General features: G+C 64.3%; 19 protein-coding genes and 1 tRNA gene. 16 read left to right on the top strand and 4 right to left on the bottom strand.

Annotated elements, in window-relative coordinates; genetic code table 11:
- Positions 1 to 63: 63 nt before the first annotated feature.
- Both HYH07_RS26600 and HYH07_RS26605 read right to left on the bottom strand, forming a co-directional pair.
- Positions 64 to 156, bottom strand: a tRNA-Ser gene (locus tag HYH07_RS26600).
- A 279-nt stretch (positions 157 to 435) separates the two neighbouring features.
- Complete coding sequence (locus HYH07_RS26605; protein WP_220005359.1) at positions 436 to 2,844, bottom strand: lytic transglycosylase domain-containing protein; 2,409 nt, start codon at positions 2,842 to 2,844, stop codon at positions 436 to 438.
- A 295-nt stretch (positions 2,845 to 3,139) separates the two neighbouring features.
- Here HYH07_RS26605 and dapA point away from each other — a divergent pair, with 295 nt between their 5' ends.
- Genes dapA through HYH07_RS26625 form a run of 4 tightly spaced genes read left to right on the top strand, consistent with a single transcriptional unit; the run spans position 3,140 to position 5,635 of the window.
- Positions 3,140 to 4,030 (top strand): 4-hydroxy-tetrahydrodipicolinate synthase, encoded by an 891-nt coding sequence (gene dapA, locus HYH07_RS26610; RefSeq protein WP_220005277.1) that lies wholly within the window; start codon positions 3,140 to 3,142, stop codon positions 4,028 to 4,030.
- Positions 4,031 to 4,052: 22 nt separating this feature from the next.
- A complete protein-coding gene (gene mscL, locus HYH07_RS26615; RefSeq protein ID WP_283842857.1) occupies positions 4,053 to 4,493 on the top strand; it encodes a large conductance mechanosensitive channel protein MscL in 441 nt (146 codons plus the stop codon).
- A gap of 59 nt (positions 4,494 to 4,552) precedes the next feature.
- On the top strand, positions 4,553 to 5,026 hold the full coding sequence (smpB, locus tag HYH07_RS26620; RefSeq protein ID WP_024341117.1) for an SsrA-binding protein SmpB: 474 nt from the start codon (positions 4,553 to 4,555) through the stop codon (positions 5,024 to 5,026).
- Positions 5,027 to 5,053: 27 nt separating this feature from the next.
- A complete protein-coding gene (locus tag HYH07_RS26625; RefSeq protein ID WP_057756480.1) occupies positions 5,054 to 5,635 on the top strand; it encodes a peroxiredoxin in 582 nt (193 codons plus the stop codon).
- On the opposite strand, the gene HYH07_RS26630 is transcribed toward HYH07_RS26625, so the two are convergent.
- Together HYH07_RS26630 and HYH07_RS26635 are read right to left on the bottom strand one after the other, a co-directional pair.
- A complete protein-coding gene (locus HYH07_RS26630; protein WP_220005278.1) occupies positions 5,632 to 6,306 on the bottom strand; it encodes a uracil-DNA glycosylase in 675 nt (224 codons plus the stop codon). The two genes, HYH07_RS26625 and HYH07_RS26630, sit on opposite strands and share 4 nt — an antisense overlap.
- Positions 6,287 to 6,934, bottom strand: a complete 648-nt coding sequence (locus HYH07_RS26635) for an NYN domain-containing protein (RefSeq protein WP_018644573.1) — start codon at positions 6,932 to 6,934, stop codon at positions 6,287 to 6,289. Before HYH07_RS26635 ends, HYH07_RS26630 begins: the two co-directional genes overlap by 20 nt.
- Positions 6,935 to 7,265: 331 nt before the next feature.
- On the opposite strand from HYH07_RS26635, the gene rpoZ reads away from it, so the two are divergent.
- The 12 genes from rpoZ to HYH07_RS26695 all read left to right on the top strand — a co-directional run bounded on the left by rpoZ (position 7,266) and on the right by HYH07_RS26695 (position 19,909).
- The gene (rpoZ, locus tag HYH07_RS26640) at positions 7,266 to 7,658 is read left to right on the top strand and encodes a DNA-directed RNA polymerase subunit omega (RefSeq protein ID WP_027522935.1); all 393 of its coding nucleotides are present in this window, start codon (positions 7,266 to 7,268) and stop codon (positions 7,656 to 7,658) included.
- A gap of 208 nt (positions 7,659 to 7,866) precedes the next feature.
- Entirely contained in the window at positions 7,867 to 10,155 is a 2,289-nt protein-coding gene (locus HYH07_RS26645; RefSeq protein ID WP_220005279.1) for a bifunctional (p)ppGpp synthetase/guanosine-3',5'-bis(diphosphate) 3'-pyrophosphohydrolase, read from the top strand.
- A gap of 110 nt (positions 10,156 to 10,265) precedes the next feature.
- The gene (locus HYH07_RS26650) at positions 10,266 to 11,018 is read left to right on the top strand and encodes a pyridoxine 5'-phosphate synthase (RefSeq protein WP_220005280.1); all 753 of its coding nucleotides are present in this window, start codon (positions 10,266 to 10,268) and stop codon (positions 11,016 to 11,018) included.
- A complete protein-coding gene (gene acpS, locus HYH07_RS26655; protein ID WP_057756466.1) occupies positions 11,015 to 11,434 on the top strand; it encodes a holo-ACP synthase in 420 nt (139 codons plus the stop codon). The genes HYH07_RS26650 and acpS overlap by 4 nt, the downstream gene beginning before the upstream one ends.
- A 249-nt stretch (positions 11,435 to 11,683) precedes the next feature.
- Positions 11,684 to 12,448: a signal peptidase I gene (gene lepB / locus HYH07_RS26660; RefSeq protein ID WP_220005281.1), complete on the top strand. Its 765-nt coding sequence runs from the start codon at positions 11,684 to 11,686 to the stop codon at positions 12,446 to 12,448.
- Complete coding sequence (rnc, locus tag HYH07_RS26665) at positions 12,445 to 13,356, top strand: ribonuclease III (protein ID WP_220005282.1); 912 nt, start codon at positions 12,445 to 12,447, stop codon at positions 13,354 to 13,356. The genes lepB and rnc overlap by 4 nt, the downstream gene beginning before the upstream one ends.
- The gene (era, locus tag HYH07_RS26670) at positions 13,346 to 14,272 is read left to right on the top strand and encodes a GTPase Era (RefSeq protein WP_220005283.1); all 927 of its coding nucleotides are present in this window, start codon (positions 13,346 to 13,348) and stop codon (positions 14,270 to 14,272) included. Before rnc ends, era begins: the two co-directional genes overlap by 11 nt.
- A 21-nt stretch (positions 14,273 to 14,293) precedes the next feature.
- A complete protein-coding gene (locus HYH07_RS26675) occupies positions 14,294 to 14,674 on the top strand; it encodes a hypothetical protein (RefSeq protein WP_220005284.1) in 381 nt (126 codons plus the stop codon).
- 138 nt (positions 14,675 to 14,812) lie between these two features.
- Positions 14,813 to 15,565, top strand: coding sequence for a DNA repair protein RecO (gene recO / locus HYH07_RS26680; protein WP_220005285.1), 753 nt, complete (start codon positions 14,813 to 14,815; stop codon positions 15,563 to 15,565).
- A 91-nt stretch (positions 15,566 to 15,656) separates the two neighbouring features.
- Positions 15,657 to 15,932, top strand: coding sequence for a hypothetical protein (locus HYH07_RS26685; RefSeq protein ID WP_220005286.1), 276 nt, complete (start codon positions 15,657 to 15,659; stop codon positions 15,930 to 15,932).
- 63 nt (positions 15,933 to 15,995) lie between these two features.
- The gene (parC, locus tag HYH07_RS26690; RefSeq protein ID WP_220005287.1) at positions 15,996 to 18,254 is read left to right on the top strand and encodes a DNA topoisomerase IV subunit A; all 2,259 of its coding nucleotides are present in this window, start codon (positions 15,996 to 15,998) and stop codon (positions 18,252 to 18,254) included.
- A 110-nt stretch (positions 18,255 to 18,364) separates the two neighbouring features.
- Positions 18,365 to 19,909 carry a GMC family oxidoreductase gene (locus tag HYH07_RS26695; RefSeq protein ID WP_220005288.1) on the top strand — a complete coding sequence of 515 codons (1,545 nt, stop codon included), beginning with the start codon at positions 18,365 to 18,367 and terminating at the stop codon, positions 19,907 to 19,909.
- Positions 19,910 to 20,093 lie beyond the last annotated feature (184 nt).

The raw sequence follows: 20,093 nt of genomic DNA on the forward strand, positions 1-20,093 counted from the left end.
GTTGTCACCCATGTCTCAGGTACAATCTGTTACCCATGTGTCAGGGCCGGACATTAAATTGGGTGGCGGAGAGAGAGGGATTCGAACCCTCGATACAGCTTGAGACCGTATGACGCTTTAGCAAAGCGTTGCCTTCAGCCACTCGGCCACCTCTCCGGTGCGAGCCTTATGCATCTAATTGCTTGGGCTGGTCAATTTCGAAGCGCGTGTTTGGGCACGAATTTTCCCAGCGATTTTTGCAAGCAACCCATCTGAAGCGCTGCCAAGGCCGCTTCTGCTGCCAAGAGAGATCGGGTGGGCGTCGGCATCAGTTCAGAAAGCTAAATCAAAACAACACGATAAGAACGCTTCGGTATTTGTTTGTGCCCTTTGCGCAACACTGGCCGAGATCGGAACCTGTTCCCGCACAAATCTCGTCCGCAAATGGAGCGGCCGCTACTCCACGCTGCCGGCGCCGCGGTGCAGATCGGCCTCGATCTGAAGCCGCGTGCCGCCGCCGAAGCGGGCGCGGTAGACCTGAAGATTCTCCATGATCCGCTGCACGTAGTTGCGCGTTTCGGAGAACGGGATCAGTTCGACCCAGTCGACCGCGTCGACCTTGGGGTCGCGCGGATCGCCATAACGGTCGATCCACTTCTTCACGCTGCCCCGACCGGCGTTGTAGGCGGCGAAGGTCATGACGTAGGAGCCGCGATAATCCTCGAGCAGGCCGCCGAGCTCGGCCGCGCCAAGCGTGGCGTTGTAGGAGGAATCGTTCTTCAGCCGCGACAGATCGTAGGTCGCGCCATGCCGCTTGCAGACATAGCGCGCGGCATCCGGCGTCACCTGCATCAGGCCATAGGCCTGGGCCGGCGAGACCACGGCCGGATTGAAGGCGCTTTCCTGCCGCGCGATCGCATAGACGATGCTGCGCTCGACCTCGGGGCCGATCTGCGTGAACTGCGGAATGCCGTTGACGGGGTAGGCGTAGAAGTCAAACGGTAGCCCGCGATTGAGCGCGGCCTTGCCGACCAGCAGCATGCCGCGCGCATCGCTGTAGCGCTGGGTCAGCTCGCCGAGGCCGGCGAGCGCCTCGGGATCGCCGTTCTCGCCCATATCGGCAAGCATGGGAACCGCCATCTCGCGCTCGTCGAGCTCATAGAGCAATTGCGCCGCGCGCACGATCTCGAGCCGCTCCGCGCCGCGGCCGCGCGGCTGGCTGTTCAGCTCGATCTGCGGCAGGCCGAGCTTTGCGCGCGCGAGCTGGCCGTAATAGCTGGTCGACTGTTCGGCGGCGCGGGCATAGGCGTTGCGCGCCTCCTGCTGGCGGCCGGCAGCCTCGGCCGCGCGGCCCTGCCAATAACCAGCGCGTGCCAGCGTGGTCGGATTGACGCTGCCGATGCCGATGCGGGCAAAGTGCTGGGTGGCTGCGGCGGGATCGTTGAGGAAGCGCAGCGCGATCCAGCCGGCGGTGAATTCCTGCTCGGTCTTGTAGATGTCGCGCGAGGGCAGGGCCGCGTCGCGTGCGATCAGATAGGCGCTGCGAAAATCCTCGGTGTCGATCATCTTGCGCGCCAAGAGACGCCGCTCGATCCACCATTCGTCGAGATTGTAGAGCCGGTTCGGATCCTTCGGTGCCGCCAGCATCAGCTGGGCGGCCTCGGCAAACTTCTCTTCCCGGCGCAGCAGCTGGATCTTGCTGAAGATGAAGCCGGGATCGCTGTGCAGCTCGCGCGGCACCTCTTCCAGCAATGCGCGCGTGTTCGGCGCTTTCTTGAAGGAGGCAATGCGGGCTTTCGCAAGCGCGACATAGCCGGCGCCGAGACGCCTTGCGGCGCGCATCGCCGCCTCGTGCTCGCTGCCATAGAGCAGCGTGTCCATCCGCGCCTTCTGGTCGCCGGGCGTCAGCAGCGCGCCGAACTGGTCGAGCGCGTTGTTCTCGGTGTCCTCCGACATCGGATCGTTGCGCCAGGCCTCGCGCACCAGCCGCTCGGCATTGGCGCGGTCGCCGCGCGCCAGCATCGCCTTGGCGAGCACGAAGCGGCCTTTGGCCGAGACAGGGGATTCGTTCTCGAACCACGACCACGCCACGGAATCGTCGCGCCGGTCGTCCCACATCGCAGCTTCAAGGCGACGGCGCAGGAAGGTCTGCGACGGCCAGCTCGGATTGGCGGAGAGGAAGGCGCGGTAGCGTTCGACGCTCGCGCCATTGTCTTCGCTGCGCAGGATGATCCATTCGGCGAGTTTTCGCGCGACGGGATCGGAAATCGAATCTGCGTAACTGGTGGCATCGCCCGGCTTGCGCTTGCGCACGAGCTCGATGACGTTCTCCAGCGTGTCCTTGTCGGCTTGCGACGTCGATGAGGTCGCAGCGACGGCGGCCGGCGTGACCGGCTTGCGCGGCGCGGCGTGCTGGCGGGTCGCAGGCGCGAGCACGGGCGTTGCAACGGATCTGGCGGAGGCTGGAGCAGGGGCAGTCGGTCTCACGGTGGCCGTCACCGCCGGCGCGGACTGAGGCGCGCCAGCGGCTGGTCGTGACTTTGGTGCCGCGGCTGCAGCTGCGGGTTTCGGTTTGTCCTTTGCGGCGTCCTTGCCGGCAGGCTTCTTCGCGGCATCCTTCGCCGTCGGCGGAGTTGTTCCCTTGCTTGCACCCTTGGCTGTATCCTTGGCCGTATCCTTGGCGCTGTCCTTGCCCGCGCCCTTCGAGGCCTCCTTGGCGGACGCCTTCGCCGTATCCTTCGCGGGCGGCTTGGCGGCTGGCTTTGCGGTTCCCTTGGCCGCCTGTTTGGCGGGTTGCTTGGTGCCGTCCTCAGTCGTCTCGCTGGATTTGGCCAGAGCGACGCAGCCGACCGACAGGCCGGCCATCAGGCACAGCGCCAGACCGGCAGATCGCCATGCGGAACGGGATAAGGAGGTCACGGCGGTTCGTCGCCCCGAATCAGTCAATTGGCTCAAGACCTGTGTGTACAAGATCTGGCTGTATTTGATTGAATATGCGGACAAAATACCAACAGCCGCTTACCGTCGCCGGATTTGCACCACCACCGCGGCAAAATCGCGGCTTAAACGGGTGCGTCACGCGGATGCGGCCCTTTTACCAGCGGGTGAGACCCGATATGAAAGGGCTTGCTCTAAAACTCGCCGCGTACGGAGGAAGTCCATGGCAGCCAAGACGAAATTCCGGGGGTCGTTCACCGCCTTGGTCACGCCGTTCAAAAACGGCTCGCTGGACGAGGCGGCGTTCCGCTCCCTGGTTAACTGGCAGATTTCGGAAGGCACCAACGGCCTGGTTCCGGTCGGCACGACAGGCGAAAGCCCGACGCTTTCCCATGACGAGCACAAAAAGGTCGTCGAATGGTGCATCGAGGAGGCCAAGGGCCGGGTGCCCGTGATCGCCGGCGCGGGCTCGAACTCGACCAAGGAAGCCATTGAGCTCGCCCAGCACGCCGAGAAGGCCGGCGCCAATGCCGTGCTGGTGGTGACGCCATACTATAACAAGCCGACCCAGGAAGGCATGTACCAGCACTTCAAGGCGATCAACGACGCGATCGGCATTCCGATCATCATCTACAACATCCCGCCGCGTTCGGTGATTGACATGTCGGTCGACACCATGAAGCGGCTATGGGAGCTGAAGAACATCGCCGGCGTCAAGGACGCGACCGCCAGCATGGTGCGCGTGTCGCAGCAGCGCGCCGCGATGGGCGAGGATTTCAACCAGCTTTCCGGCGAGGATGCCACCATCATCGGCTACATGGCGCATGGCGGCCACGGCTGCATCTCGGTGACGTCGAACGTCGCACCGCGCCTGTGCGCCGAGTTCCACGCGGCGTGGGCGAAGGGGGACACCAAGGCGGCGCTCGCGATCCATGACAAGCTGATGCCGCTGCACAACAACCTGTTCATCGAGAGCAATCCGGCGCCGATCAAGTACGCGATGTCGCTGCTCGGCAAGTTCGACGAGACGCTGCGCCTGCCGATGGTCTCGGTGTCCGAGCCGACCCGCGCTGCCGTGCGCAGCGCGATGGTGCACGCCGGGCTGATCAACTGATTTTCCAGCCGGGGAGCCGTTCATGAGCGTCGACGAGAGGGGCAGGAAGATGCTCACGGAGTTCCGTGAGTTCGCCATGAAAGGCAACGTCGTCGACCTCGCCGTTGGTGTCATCATCGGCGCGGCGTTCGGCGCCATCGTCACCTCGCTGGTCGGTGACATCATCATGCCGGTCATCGGCGCGGCGACCGGCGGCCTCGACTTTTCGAACTACTACGTCCCCTTGTCGAAGGCGGTGACCGCCACCAACTTAGCGGATGCGAAAAAGCAAGGCGCCGTGCTTGCTTACGGAAACTTCCTGACGCTGACGATCAACTTCATCATCATCGCCTTCGTGCTGTTCCTGGTGATCCGCGCCATGAATACGTTGAAGCGCAAGGAAGAGGCCAAGCCCGCGGAGCCGCCGAAGCCGTCGGCGGAGGTCGTTCTGCTGACCGAGATCCGCGATCTCCTCAAGAAGTGACGCGCGCGTCTCATCCAATCTGTTAGCTTCGCTGCGTATCTCGATCAGGTTTGTCTGCTATGGCCGATAAGAACGAACGTCCCATCAAGGTCATGGCGGAAAATCGCAAGGCCCGCTTCAACTACGCCATCGAGGATACGATCGAGGCCGGCATTGCGCTGACCGGCACCGAGGTGAAGTCGATCCGGAACGGCAAGAGCACGATCGCGGAGTCCTACGCCGATTCCAAGAACGGCGAGATCTGGCTGATCAACGCCACGATTCCCGAATATCTCCAGGGCAATCGCTTCAACCACGAACCCAAGCGGCCGCGAAAGCTGCTGCTGCACCGCCGGCAGATCAACAAGCTGATGGGCGCGGTCGATCGCGAGGGCATGACGCTGATCCCGCTCAAGCTCTATTTCAACGAACGCGGTCGGGCCAAGCTGCAGCTCGCGGTTGCCAAGGGCAAGAAGCTGCATGACAAGCGCGAGAGCGAGAAGAAGCGCGACTGGAGCCGTGAGAAGGGCCGCCTGATGCGGGCGAGGGGATAGGGCCTGAGAGGACGGCAAGAGGACGAGATGTCTCAGAAGAATTTGCTCGAGGTCGACTGGAGCCAGATTCCCGCTCCCGATGACGATGGCGGTGCCGCGCATCTGAAGGGGCTGATGGTGCCCGCGATCAGCCTGCTCGCAACCGATGACACCTCGGTCAATCTGGCGGCGCTACCGGGTCGCACCGTGGTGTTCGCTTATCCCCGCACCGGCGAGCCCGGCAAGATCTCTTTGGTCGACGATTGGGACATGATCCCGGGTGCGCGCGGCTGCACGCCGCAAACCTGCGCGTTTCGCGACCTGTTCGCGGAGTTGAAGGCTGCCGGCGCCGCCCACGTATTCGGCCTCTCGACGCAGAGCAACGCCTACCAGACCGAGATGGCCTCGCGCCTGCATTTGCCGTTCCCCGTGCTCTCGGACGAGAAGCTGGCGTTCACGCGCGCGCTCAATCTGCCGACCATGGAGGTCGCGGGCCTCACGCTGATCAAGCGTCTTGCGCTGATCGTTGACGACGCCAAGATCACCCACGTGTTCTATCCGGTATTCCCGCCGGACCGGAACGCCGGCGACGTGCTGGACTGGCTGAAGGCCAATCCTGCCAAAGCCTAGTCGAGATCGGCCTTTACCTTCGCGAATACGGATCTGAACATGTCCGGCGTCAGCACGCCGGTGTTCGTGTTGTAGCGGGAGCAGTGGTAGCTGTCGTAGAGCTTGAACGGGCCGGCCTGGTGCACGGCGCCGTGGCCGAAGGGAGCTTGGGATGCCTTCAGCTTCAGCGGCTTGAGCACGCTGTCGTGCGCAATCCGCCCGAGCGCGATGATCGCGCGCAGCTTCGGCATGGTTTCGAGATTCGCGACGAGGAACTGGCGGCAGGTGTTGATCTCGGCCGGCAGCGGCTTGTTCTGCGGCGGAACGCAATGCACGGCATTGGCGATTCTACAGTCGACCAGCTTCAGCCCGTCGTCGGGCCGGGCCTGATAGCGGCCCTTCGCGAAGCCATATTCCAGCAGCGTGGCGTAGAGCAGGTCGCCGGCATAGTCGCCGGTGAAGGGCCGGCCGGTGCGGTTGGCGCCCTGCATCCCCGGCGCGAGACCGACGATCAGGAGACGGGCCGTAATGTCGCCGAAAGGCGGGACCGGCGCGTTGTGCCAAAGCGGCTCCCGCGCGCGGTTCGCCTCGCGAAAGGCGACCAGGCGCGGACAGAGCGGACAGTCACGGTCGGGGATGAGAGTCGGGGCCTTGAGGCTTGACCGGGCCGCCTCACTCCTCGAAGTCGTCATCGCCCCTCGGCGCCATCGTGGTTGCGCGCTGGAGGAATTGCGGGGCGTGGTGGCGTCCCTCGCCACGCTCGCCGCGGTCGCGCGGGGCGGGGCGCTCGGACGGGTCGCGGCCAAGCTTGGACTGCAACTCGACGAGGTCGGTGAAGACGTCGGCCTGCCGGCGCAGCTCGTCGGCGATCATCGGCGGCTGGCTGGCGATGGTGGAGACCACCGTGACCCTGACACCGCGGCGCTGCACGGCCTCGACCAGCGAGCGGAAGTCGCCGTCACCGGAGAACAGCACCATCTGGTCGATGTGCTCGGCGAGCTCCATGGCATCGACCGCGAGCTCGATGTCCATGTTGCCCTTGACCTTGCGGCGGCCGGAGGCGTCGATGAATTCCTTGGTGGCCTTGGTGACGACGGTGTAGCCGTTGTAATCCAGCCAGTCGATCAGCGGGCGGATCGAGGAATACTCCTGATCCTCGATGATTGCTGTGTAGTAGAACGCCCGCAGCAGCGTCCCGCGGCTCTGAAATTCCTTCAGAAGGCGCTTGTAATCGATGTCGAAGCCGAGGGTTTTCGCGGTCGCGTAAAGATTGGCCCCGTCGATGAAGAGCGCGATCTTGTTGGTAGGGGAAGGTGACATTCAGTTTGCTCGCGTAGTGTGTTCGTGATTGATCGTTTTATTGTTGGCGCGGCGGCAGCGTGCCGCGCAGTTCAAAGTGCTGCCGAAACCCGTCGAAACCGCAAATCCGGAGAAGTCGGGGCAATCAAGGTATAGTTATGGCGGTCCTGCTTACACCCGCCGCCAATTTCCATGGCCGCCCGGGAATCCACCCATCCCAGCCCCAATGTGGGGGTAGCAGAGCCGTTTGGCGAGGCCAAATCACAATTTGGCCTTGCGAAATCGGCCCGGCCGCTATAACTAGCCCCGATCATCCACATATTTCGTCCCACCCACAACGGAGCGACAGTCCATGGCTCGCGTCACCGTAGAAGATTGTATCGACAAGGTCGACAACCGGTTTGACCTGGTCCTGCTGGCCGCCCACCGCGCCCGCATGATTTCGTCCGGTTCACAACTAACGGTTGACCGCGATAACGACAAGAACCCTGTTGTATCTTTGCGCGAAATTGCCGACCAGACCATCTCGCCGGAGGACCTCCGCGAGGAACTGGTGCACTCCCTCCAGAAGTTCGTCGAGGTCGACGAGCCCGAGCCCGACACGGTTCCGCTGATCGGCTCCGCCGGCGCAAGCGTCGATGCGGACGATACCGAAGTTGCCGTGGAGCGCATGACCGAAGAGGAGCTCCTGAAGGGTCTCGAAGGCCTCGCGCCGCCCGAAGAGCAGCCTGAAGAGGACGAGTAATCGTCTTACTCGCGATCGTCGACTTCTTGTGATCTTATCAAAGGCCCGAACCCGCGTTCGGGCCTTTGCTTTTGTTGGCGTTTTCGTGGTTACCATAGCGTTGCCCGTTCGCGCCGCGGCTGTCAGTGAATTGATCGGCCGCAGCCGCGATCGGAGCTTAGGATGTATACAACGGGCCGCTTCCTGGTCCGTTTGAAGGCAGGACGGCATGGTGTATCGACGCCGCAGACCCACGCAGATGCTGGCCGCAACCGAATCGGTTGCCGTGGCCCCGACTGCGCCAGTGGCACGGCTGGCGAAGCCGCGCGCGCGGATGATGCGTCAATATGACCTCGTCGAGCGCGTGCGGTCCTACAATCCGAACACCAACGAAGACCTGCTGAATCGCGCCTATGTCTACGCCATGAAGGCGCATGGGTCGCAGACCCGCGCCTCCGGTGATCCCTATTTCTCGCACCCGCTCGAAGTGGCGGCGATTCTCACTGATCTGAAGCTCGACGACGCCACCATTGTGGCCGCGCTGCTGCACGACACGATCGAGGACACGGAGGCGACGCGCGCCGAGATCGACCAGATCTTCGGCCCCGAGATCGGCGCGCTGGTCGAGGGCCTGACCAAGCTGAAGCGGCTCGAGCTGGTCTCGCGCGAGGCCAAGCAGGCCGAGAACCTGCGCAAGCTGCTGCTGGCGATTGCCGACGATGTCCGCGTGCTCCTGGTCAAGCTCGCCGACCGCCTGCACAACATGCGCACGCTCGATTTCGTGCCGACGGAATCGCGCCGGCGCATCGCCGAGGAGACGCTCGACATCTACGCGCCGCTGGCCGGGCGCATGGGCATGCAGGAGATGCGCGAGGAGCTGGAGGATCTGTCCTTCCGCACCCTCGACCCCGAAGCCTATTCGGTGGTGATGCAGCGGCTCGATGCGCTCGCCGAGCGTAACCGCAATCTGATCGGCGAGATCGAGGACCAGCTCTCCAACAATCTGCGTCATCGCGGCCTGGGGGCGCGGGTCTATGGCCGCCGCAAGAAGCCGTTTTCGATCTGGACCAAGATGGAGCGCAAATCGGTCGGCTTCGAGCAGCTGTCCGACATCTTCGGCTTCCGTGTCGTCGTCAACGACATCGAGGCCTGCTATCGCGCGCTCGGCATCGTCCACACCACCTGGCCGGTCGTGCCGGGGCGGTTCAAGGACTACATCTCGACGCCGAAGCAGAACGACTACCGCTCGATCCACACCACCGTGATCGGACCCGGCAACCAGCGCGTCGAGCTGCAGATCCGCACCGAGGCGATGGACCAGATCGCCGAGCGCGGCATCGCCGCGCATGTGTTCTACAAGGAAGGCGTGGGATCGCCGACCGAATTCCTCAAGCGCGAGTCCAACGCGTTCGCCTGGCTGCGCCATACCATCGGCATTCTCTCGGAGAGCGCCAACCCGGAAGAATTCCTCGAGCACACCAAGCTCGAACTGTTCCACGACCAGGTGTTCTGCTTCACCCCGAAGGGCAAGCTGATCGCGCTGCCGCGCCACGCCAATGTGATCGACTTCGCCTATGCCGTGCATACCGACGTCGGCAACAGCGCTGTGGGGTGCAAGATCAACGGCAAGTTCGCGCCGTTGTCCTCGGAGTTGCAGAACGGCGACGAGGTCGAGGTGCTGACCTCGGAAGCGCAGTCGGCGCCGCCCTCGGCCTGGGAGACGCTCGCGGTCACCGGCAAGGCGCGTGCCGCGATCCGCCGCGCCACGCGGACCGCCGTGCGCGATCAATATGTCGGCCTCGGCCGGCGTATCGTCGAGCGCCTGTTCGAACGCGCCAAGATCGAATATGCCGACGACAAGCTCAAGGGCGCATTGCCGCGGCTGGCGCGCACCTCGATCGAGGACGTCATGGCGGCTGTGGGGCGCGGTGAGATCAAGGCCTCCCATGTCGCCCGCGCGATGTATCCTGACTACAAGGAAGAGCGTGTCGCGCGGTACGGCATCAAGAAGGGTGCACTCGCGGCCAAGCTCAAGGAGAAGTCGCCGGAGCCGTCGCGCAGCCCGGTTGCGATTCCCATCGGCGGCAACAATTCCGCCCTGCCGGTGAAGTTCGCGCCGAACGGCGGTGCCGTCCCGGGTGACCGCATCGTCGGCATCGTCACGCCGGGCGAGGGGATCACGATCTATCCGATCCAGTCGCCGGCGCTGAAGGATTTCGAGGAGGAGCCGGAGCGCTGGCTCGACGTCCGCTGGGACATCGAGGACTCCGCGCCGCAGCGCTTCCCGGCGCGTATCAAGGTCGAGAACGTCAACGAGCCCGGCGCGCTGGCGCAGATCGCGACCGTGATCGCCGAGCATGACGGTAATATCGACAATATCAGCATGCAGCGCCGCTCGCCCGACTTCACGGAGACGACGATCGATCTCGAAGTCTACGATCTCAAGCATCTGAGCGCGATCCTGGCCCAGCTGCGCGCCAAGGCGGTCGTCGCCAAAGTCGAACGTGTTAATGGATGAAGCACGTCGTTGCCGGGCTTGACCCGGCAACCCATCTTTTCAAAGAAGATGGATGCGCGGGGCGAGCCCGCGCATGACGAGTTGGGAAACGTCACTTCGTGAGTTCTGAAATGCCTGCATCTCCGCTCCGCCTCGGCGTCAATATCGACCACGTCGCGACCGTCCGTAACGCCCGCGGCGGCCGCCATCCGGATCCGGTCCGCGCCGCGCTGCTGGCGATCGAGGCCGGCGCCGACGGCATCACTGCGCATTTGCGCGAGGACCGCCGGCACATCCGCGACGAGGACATGGCGCGGCTGAAGGCGGAGATCTCCAAGCCGCTGAATTTCGAGATGGCGGCGACCGACGACATGCTGCGGATCTCGCTCGCCACCAAGCCGCATGCGGTGTGCCTGGTGCCGGAGCGGCGCCAGGAGGTGACCACCGAAGGCGGGTTAGATGTGGTCGGCCAGCATAATGCGCTCGCGCCCTATATTGCACGGCTGAACGATGCCGGCATTCGCGTCTCGCTGTTCATCGCCGCCGATCCCGCGCAGATCGCGATGGCGGCCCGCCTCCGCGCGCCCGTGATCGAGATCCACACCGGGGCCTGGTGCGACGCCGTCACCGACGGCCACACCGACAGGGCCGAGGCGGAATGGCAGCGGATCGTGGCGGGTGTGAAACTGGCGAAGGACGCGGGCCTCGAGGTCCATGCCGGGCACGGGCTTGACTATGCGACGGCGGAGAAGATTGCCGCGCTACCCGAGATCATGGAGCTCAACATCGGCTACTACATGATCGGCGAGGCGCTGTTCGTCGGTCTTGCCGAGACGGTGCGCCGGATGCGGGCGGCGATGGATCGCGGCCGGAGCCGTGCATGATCATCGGCATCGGCTCCGACCTGATCGACATCACCCGTGTGGCCAAGGTGATCGAGCGCCATGGCGAGCGTTTCCTCGACCGCATCTTCACCGCCGCCGAACGCGCCAAGGCGGAGCGGCGCGCCAAAAACGAGAAGATGGTGGTGGCGACCTATGCCAAGCGCTTTGCCGCCAAGGAGGCGTGCTCCAAGGCGCTCGGCACCGGCATCCGGCAGGGCGTCTGGTGGCGCGACATGGGGGTGATCAATCTGCCAGGGGGCAAGCCGTCGATGCGGCTGACCGGGGGAGCGCTGGCCCGCCTCCAGGCCCTGACGCCGGAGGGGTTCGAGGCCCAGATTGATCTGTCGATCACCGATGACTGGCCGCTGGCGCAGGCGTTCGTGATCATTTCCGCCGTGCCGCTGGCCAAGCCCTGAATGCCAAGTGGTAAATTTATAATTCTTGTTAGAAGTCAATTACTTGCGAGTTCTTGATGCGATCCTTGATTGCGTGGCCTGCGACAACCGTCTAAAGTTTGCCGACGCAAATCAGGCTGGGTGAATTCGGCTTTACGCCGGAATTGGCCCTCACTATCAGAATCAGGACAATCTCCTTGGGCCGCGCGCCGGGTGGGCCGTTCGCGGAGGGAGAGCGTTCTGTGATCGCCGGCCGGAATTGAGAGAGCAATGAGCGTGACTTCAGGAACGAAAACTGAGAGCGGCGTCGGCGAAACGGTCCGGGTCGTGATCCATGCTCTCCTGATCGCGCTGGTGATCCGCACCTTCCTGTTTCAGCCGTTCAACATTCCGTCCGGCTCGATGAAGGCGACGCTGCTGGTCGGCGACTATCTGTTCGTCTCGAAATATTCCTACGGCTACAGCCACTATTCGATCCCGTTCTCGCCGCCGCTGTTCTCGGGACGGATCTGGGGCTCGGATCCGAACCGTGGTGACATCGTCGTGTTCCGTCTGCCGAAGGACGACAGCACCGACTACATCAAGCGCGTAATCGGACTGCCCGGGGACCACGTCCAGATGAAGGACGGTCTGCTCTACATCAACGACACCCCGGTCGAGCGCCAGCGCATGAGCGAATATGTCGGCGAGGATCCGTGCGGCTCCGAAGGCGGCGGCATCTCGCGGGTGAAGCGCTGGAAGGAGACGCTGCCGAACGGCGTCTCCTACGAGACGCTCGACTGCGCCGACAACGGCTACATGGACAACACCAACGTCTATACGGTGCCGCCCGGCCACTTCTTCATGATGGGCGACAACCGCGATAACTCGACCGACAGCCGCTTCCTCGGCCAGGTCGGCTATGTGCCCGCGGAAAACCTGATCGGCCGCGCCCAGATGATCTTCTTCTCGATCGGCGAGGGCGAGCATGCCTGGATGTTCTGGCGCTGGCCGTGGTCGGTGCGCTGGAATCGCTTCTTCAAAATCGTCCGATGAAAGACGAAGCCAAGGACGTCGCGACCCAATCGATCGAGGCGCAAGCCGCCCCTGACGGCGAAGCTGCAACCAAGACGCTTGCGAGCAAGACTGCCGAGGGCAAGGCACCTGAAAGCAAGGCGCCTGAAAGCAAGGGACCTCAAGGCAAGGCGCCTGCGAAGAAGAAGCGGACGCGGAGCAACAAGGCCAAGGACAAGGCCAAGGCGGCAGCCGACGCTAACGCGGCGCTCGAGGCCCGCGTCGGCCACCACTTCGCTGATCCGAACCTCTTGATGCAGGCAATCACGCATGTCTCGGCGCTGAAGTCCGGGCGCAAGCGCGGTGACAGCTATCAGCGGCTGGAGTTCCTCGGCGACCACGTGCTCGGGCTCGTCGTCTCCGACATGCTCTATCATGCCTTCCCGAATGCCGATGAAGGCGAGTTGTCCAAGCGGCTTGCCGAGCTCGTGCGCAAGGAGAGCTGCGCCGACGTTGCCAAGTCGCTCGGCCTGCTCGACGACATCAAGCTCGGCTCGGTCGGCTCCAGCGCCGATGCCCGCCTGCGCAAATCCATCCTCGGTGACATCTGCGAGGCCGTGATCGGCGCGATCTTCCTCGACGGCGGCCATGCGGCGGCGGACGAATTCGTCAAGCGCAACTGGACCGAGCGCATGCACAAGCCGCGGCGCCCGTTGCGCGATCCCAAGACCGTGCTGCAGGAATGGGCGCAGGGCAAGGGATTGCCGACGCCCGTTTATCGCGAGGTCGAGCGGACCGGCCCGCATCACGATCCGCAGTTCCGCGTCGCCGTCGACCTGCCGGGACTGGCGCCGGCCGAAGGCATCGGCGGCAGCAAGCGCGCGGCGGAGAAAGTAGCAGCTTCAGTGATGATCGAACGTGAAGGCGTTGGCGGTGGCAATGACGGCTGAAACAAGCGGCGAGACGCCCACCGCGACGCGCTGCGGCTTCGTCGCGTTGATCGGCGCGCCGAATGTCGGCAAGTCCACGCTGGTCAATGCGCTGGTCGGGGCCAAGGTCACGATCGTCTCGCGCAAGGTCCAGACCACGCGCGCGCTGATCCGCGGCATCGTGATCGAGAACAACGCACAGATCATTCTGGTCGACACGCCCGGCATCTTCCTGCCCAAGCGGCGGCTCGACCGCGCCATGGTGTCGACCGCCTGGAGCGGGGCCCATGATGCCGACCTCGTCTGCGTGCTGCTCGATGCCAAGACCGGTATCGACGAGGAGGCCGAGGCGATCCTCGCCAAGGCCGCCAGCGTCAATCACGACAAGATCCTTGTCATCAACAAGGTCGATCTGGTCCAGCGCGAGAAGCTCCTGGCGCTGGCGCAGGCGGCCAACGAGCGCATGAAGTTTGTCAGAACCTTCATGATCGCGGCGATCTCGGGCGATGGCGTCGACGACGTCCGCAGCACGCTTGCCGAGATGGTGCCGCCGGGCCCGTATCTTTACCCCGAGGACCAGATGTCGGACGCGCCGATGCGGCAACTGGCGGCCGAGATCACGCGCGAGAAGATCTATCAGAAGCTGCACCAGGAATTGCCCTACCAGTCGACGGTCGAAACCGACAAATGGGAGGAGCGCAAGGACAAGTCGGTGCGCATCGAGCAGACGATCTTCGTGGAACGCGAAAGCCAGCGCAAGATCGTGCTCGGCAAGGGCGGCGCCACCATCAAGTCGATCGGCGCGGACTCGCGCAAGGAACTGATGCAGATCCTGGATGTGCCGGTCCATCTGTTCCTGTTCGTCAAGGTGCGCGAGAACTGGGGTGACGACCCCGATCGCTACCGCGAGATGGGCCTGGAATTCCCCAAAGAATAAGCAAGAACAGATCGGTATTTCATGAGCGTGCCCCGCAACGTCCAGCGTTTCGAAGCGCTGCTCTATGCCTCGCTGATGCTCGACTCGCTGTCGGTGGCGGTGCAGGACCGCACGCCCTCCATCGAGATGACCGAGCAGATGATCATGACGGCGACGCTGCTCGCCGGCGGGATGATCCTGCTGCTGGTCTATTTCGTCTGGCTGGCTGCGCGCTGGCGCAAGAACTGGCCGCGCTGGGTGCTGGCGGCGGCGCTGGTGCTGTCGGCGATCTCGCTTGCTCAGATCCTCGGCGAGCGGGGCCTGGAGCTCGACAGCGCCATCGAGATCGTCTCCTGCGTGCTGACGGCATTGGGGCTGTATTTCTCCTTCACCGGCGATGCGAAGGGCTGGTTCAACGCCTAGATTTCGAGAGGTTCCGTAGGGTGGGCAAAGGCGCGCCCTTGCGCCGTGCCCACCACCTCTCTCGATCACGAAAAATGGGTGGGCACGCTTCGCTTTGCCCACCCTACGACAGCTCGAAATGCGATAAGCTTCATCCCCATGGAATGGACCGACGAAGGCATCGTGCTGGGTGTGCGGCGGCATGGCGAATCGAGCGCCATCGTCGAACTCTTGACGCGTCAGCACGGCCGGCATCTCGGCCTGGTGCGCGGCGGCGCCAGCTCGCGGCTGCGGCCGCTCCTGCAGCCCGGCAACAGCGTCAGCGCGGTGTGGCGGGCGCGGCTCGACGAGCATCTCGGCACCTACGCGATCGAGGGATTGAAGCTGCGCGCCGCTACGCTGCTGGCATCCTCCCATGGTGTCTATGGCATCACCCACCTGGCCTCGATTGCGCGGCTGCTGCCCGAGCGCGATCCGCACGAGGACATCTTTGCGCTGCTCGAGCATTCGCTCGACGATTTCGACGACGTCGGCAGCGCGGCCGTGCATCTCATCCATTTCGAGCTGGCCATGCTCTCCGAGCTCGGCTTCGGGCTGGCACTCGAAAACTGCGCGGTGACCGGGGAGACCACGGATCTGATCTACGTCTCGCCGAAATCCGGCGGCGCGGTGTCGCGCGGCGCGGGCGAGCCGTGGCGCGACCGGCTGTTGCGGCTGCCGCCCTTCCTGCGCCATGGCGAAGCCGCTGATGACCTCACCGACGAGGATCTCCAGGACGGCTTTCGGCTGACCGGCCTGTTTCTGCTGCGCCATGTGCTGGAGCCGCGCGGGCAGGGCCATTCCGATGCGCGTGCCGGCTTCATCAACGCCCTGACGCGGCAGCAGGCCAAGGCGGCGCTGCGGGCGCCATGAGCGTATCGCGCTCCTGCAATATCTAGTTTTCTGGAACAAAATGGGGGCTTCCGCGTTGGCCGGGCTGGTTCCACAACGGGGGACAGCCCAGATGTTGATCAAGGGTTTTGCGCTGACGGCGGCGCTGCTTGCTTTTGCGCCCGACGCAATGGCCGGCGAACCGCAACCTGGCGTGTTTCGGCGCGCCTCCTGCACCCTTGTCCGGTACTATGTGGCGAAATATTCCGCTGCGGCGGCAGAGACATGGGCGCGGTCCCATGGCGCAACCGATGCCGAGATCGAGGCGGCCCGCCGCTGTGTCACCAATATGCCGGCGACACCCCCGGCCAGCGTCCAGCCGACCGTGACGGCGGGTTGGGGAGGGTAGGAGCAGCCCACAGGGAACCACTCCCTCCTTGCCCGATTCGCTTCCACGGTTTAACCGGGCGGCATGGGAAAACGAATCGTTCCACCGGAAGAACCGGCCGAAATTCACGAGGTCCGGCTGCAGGAAGCGCTGGAAGAGCGCTACCTCGCCTATGCGCTCTCCACCATCATGCATCGCGCGCTGCCCGATGCGCGCGACGGCCTGAAGCCTGTCCACCGCCGCATCCTCTACGGCATGCGCCTGCTCAGGCTGGACCCGGGCACGGCTTTCAAAAAATCCGCCAAGATCGTCGGCGACGTGATGGGCTCGTTCCATCCGCATGGCGACCAGGCCATCTACGACGCCATGGTGCGTCTGGCGCAGGATTTCTCCTCGCGCTACCCGCTGGTCGACGGCCAGGGCAATTTCGGCAATATCGACGGCGATAACCCCGCCGCCTACCGCTACACCGAAGCGCGCATGACCGATGTCGCGCGGCTTTTGCTCGACGGCATCGACGAGGACGGCGTTGAGTTCCGCGCCAATTACGACGGCCAATCGAAGGAGCCGATCGTGCTGCCCGGCGGCTTCCCGAACCTGCTCGCCAACGGCGCGCAGGGCATCGCGGTTGGCATGGCGACCTCGATCCCGCCGCACAATGCCGCCGAGCTCTGCGACGCCGCACTGCACCTGATCGAGAAGCCCGACGCGAAATCCAAGGCGCTGCTGAAGTGGGTCAAGGGCCCGGATTTCCCGACCGGCGGCATCTGCGTCGATTCCAAGCAGGCGATCGCTGAAGCCTACACCACCGGCCGCGGCTCGTTCCGTGTCCGCGCCAGGTGGCAGCAGGAAGAGGGCGCTCGTGGCACCTGGGTCGTCGTCGTCACCGAGATTCCCTTCCTGGTGCAGAAGTCGCGCCTGATCGAGAAGATCGCCGAACTGCTCGACCAGAAGAAGCTGCCGCTGGTCGGCGACATCAGGGACGAGTCGGCCGAAGACGTCCGCATCGTGATCGAGCCGAAGTCGAAGAACGTCGATCCGGCGCTCATGATGGAGTCGTTGTTCCGGCTGACCGAGCTCGAGAACAAGATTCCGCTGAACCTCAACGTGCTGATCAAGGGCCGCATCCCCAAGGTCGTCGGGCTCGCGGAAGCCTTGCGCGAATGGCTCGACCATCTGCGCGACGTGCTGATCCGGCGCAGCAGCTATCGCAAGGCGCAGATCGAGCACCGCCTGGAAGTCCTCGGCGGTCATCTGGTCGCCTATCTGAATCTCGACAAGGTGATCAAGATCATCCGCACCGAGGACGAGCCGAAGCCGGCCCTGATCAAGGCGTTCAAGCTCACCGAGATCCAGGCGGAAGCCATCCTCAACATGCGTCTGCGCAATCTGCGCCGGCTCGAGGAAATGGAAATCCGCAACGAGGACCGGGATCTCCGCAAGGAGCTGAAGGGGATCGAGAGCCTGCTCGCGTCCGAAGCCGAGCAGTGGAAGAAGGTCGGCGAGCAGGTCGGCAAGGTCCGTGACATGTTCGGACCGAAGACGCCGCTCGGCAAGCGCCGCACCACCTTCGCCGATGCGCCCGAGCACGATCTCGCCGCGATGGAGGAAGCCCTCGTCGAGCGCGAGCCGGTGACCGTGGTCGTCTCCGACAAGGGCTGGATCCGCACCATGAAGGGCCATGTCGAGGATCTCTCCGGCCTGGCCTTCAAGCAGGACGACAAGCTCGGCTTCGCCTTCTTCGCCGAGACGACCTCGAAGCTCTTGCTGTTCGCCACCAACGGCAAGTTCTATTCGCTCGACGTTGCGAAGCTGCCGGGCGGTCGCGGCCACGGCGAGCCGATCCGCCTGTTCATCGACCTCGAGCAGGAGGCGGCGCCCGTCGCGCTGTTCGTGCACAAGGGGGGCCGCAAATTCCTGGTGGCGAGCCACGAGGGCCAGGGCTTCGTCGTCAACGAGGATGATTGCGTCGGCACCACCAAGAAGGGCAAGCAGGTCCTCAACGTCGACATGCCGAACGAGGCGCGCGCGATCACGGAGGTAGCTGGCGACACCGTCGCTGTCATCGGCGAGAACCGCAAGATGCTGATCTTCCCGCTCGAGCAGGTGCCGGAGATGGCGCGCGGCCGCGGCGTGCGCTTGCAGAAGTACAAGGACGGCGGCCTCTCCGACGTCGCCGTGTTCGACGCCAAGGCCGGCCTGACCTGGAAGGACTCCGCGGGGCGCGAATTCTCGGCGAGCATGAAGGAGCTCGCCGAATGGCAAGGCACCCGCGCCGACGCCGGCCGGCTGCCGCCGAAGGGTTTTCCGAAGTCGAACAAGTTCGGCAGGGTGATCGGGTAGGCGCGGCTCTCGTTCCTGATATGCAGCAATGCTCCTCCATTGCTGCATCGGTCTGCGCGGTCTGATACCGTCCGCCATGCCGGTCCTTGGGAACGTTGAGAAGTAACGCGATGTACGATGTCATTGTTGTCGGCGGTGGCTCCGCCGGCGCCGCGGTTGCAGCAAGGCTCTCCGAGGATCGGGCACGACGCGTCCTGCTGCTCGAAGCGGGGCCCGACTGGCGCGCCGACGAGGCGCCCTGGGAAGTGAGGACGCCGAACCCGATCCCGATCATCCACCAGCGCGAATATCAGGAGAAGTGGCAATGGCCCGATCTGCTGACGCGCCGCGTCGCCGGGCAGGAGCCGCGTTTCTATTGGCGCGGCAAGGGGCTGGGCGGCTCCTCGATGATGAACGGCCAGATCGCCATCCGCGGCGTTGCCGATGCCTTCGACGAGTGGGCGGCCAATGGCTGCACCGGCTGGTCGGCCCGGGAGGTGATGCCGCTGTTCTCCGTGATCGAGGACGATCTGGAGTTCGGCGACACCTCGGGCCATGGTCGCGGCGGACCGTTGCCGGTCTATCGCGCACCACCGGAGAAATGGGGCCCGATCGATCGCGGCTTGCGCGATGCGGCGCTCGCGAGCGGCTATCCCTGGTGCGCCGATCTCAACGGCCCTGACGGTGAGGGCGTCGCCTGCTATCCCATCAACAGCCGCGACAGCCGCCGTATCACCACCAATGAGGGTTATCTGGAGCCCGCGCGTGGCCGCGCCAATCTGGAGATCCGCGGGCGTGCGCTGGTCGATCGCGTCCTGATCAGCGACAACAGGGCGACCGGCCTTCGCGTCCACATCGAGGGGCAGGGCACCCACGAGATCAGCGCGCGCCAGATCGTGCTCTGCGCCGGCGCGATCCACAGCCCGGCGATCCTGCTGCGCTCGGGCATCGGGCCTGCGGAAGAGCTGAAGGCGATGGGCATCGCGCTCGAACGCGATCTGCCTGTGGGCAAGCATTTCTTCGATCATCCACTGTTTCGCGCCACGATCCAGTTGCACGAAAATCTGCGGCCGACCGATCCGGACACCCGCCATACCAATTGCTGCGTGACCTATTCCTCAGGCCTCGCCGATGGCGGCAAGCGCGACATGATCCTGATCGCGTTCAATCATCGCGGCATCGGCATGCCCGGAGCGATCGGCGCCGGCCTGTTCAACGCCTATTCGCGCGGCACGCTCAAGCTGGCCTCGACAGATCCGTCGATCGATCCTGTTGTCGAGGAGAACATGCTGGCCGATCCCCGCGATATGCTGCGCATGATGGATGCGGTGAAGCGGCTCGCGGTGATCACCTCGCAGCCGGCGCTGTCAGGCATCGCCGACTGGATCCGGCTGACCGACACCGACCTGACATTGCCGCAGGCCGCAGCACTGCCGGATCACGAGCTCGACGCGCTGCTGCGGCGTGAAACCGGCGACATCCAGCATGCTGCCGGCAGCTGCCGCATGAGCGGCGTCAATGATACCGACGGTGTCGTCAATCCTGATGGCAGCGTGAAGGGTATCTCGGGCCTGCGCGTCGCCGATGCTTCGATCATGCCGTCCGACTGCCGCGCCAACACCCACTTCACGACGGTGGTGATCGGGGAAGCCATCGCGCGGATGATGATGCGGTAGTGCTGCGGGCCTCGTGTGCGCTGGTCCTCGCGGCTATCTCGACATCATTGCGAGCGCAGCGAAGCAATCCAGAATCCCTCTGCGGAAAGACCCTGGATTGCTTCGCTGCGCTCGCAATGACGGAGCAAGCGGAGAGGCCATCGCTCTCCAATCTAAATTCCAAACAACAGACGCACCTTTGCCT

This window comes from Bradyrhizobium sp. BR 10261 (assembly GCF_019455395.1).
Classification (GTDB): domain Bacteria; phylum Pseudomonadota; class Alphaproteobacteria; order Rhizobiales; family Xanthobacteraceae; genus Bradyrhizobium; species Bradyrhizobium manausense.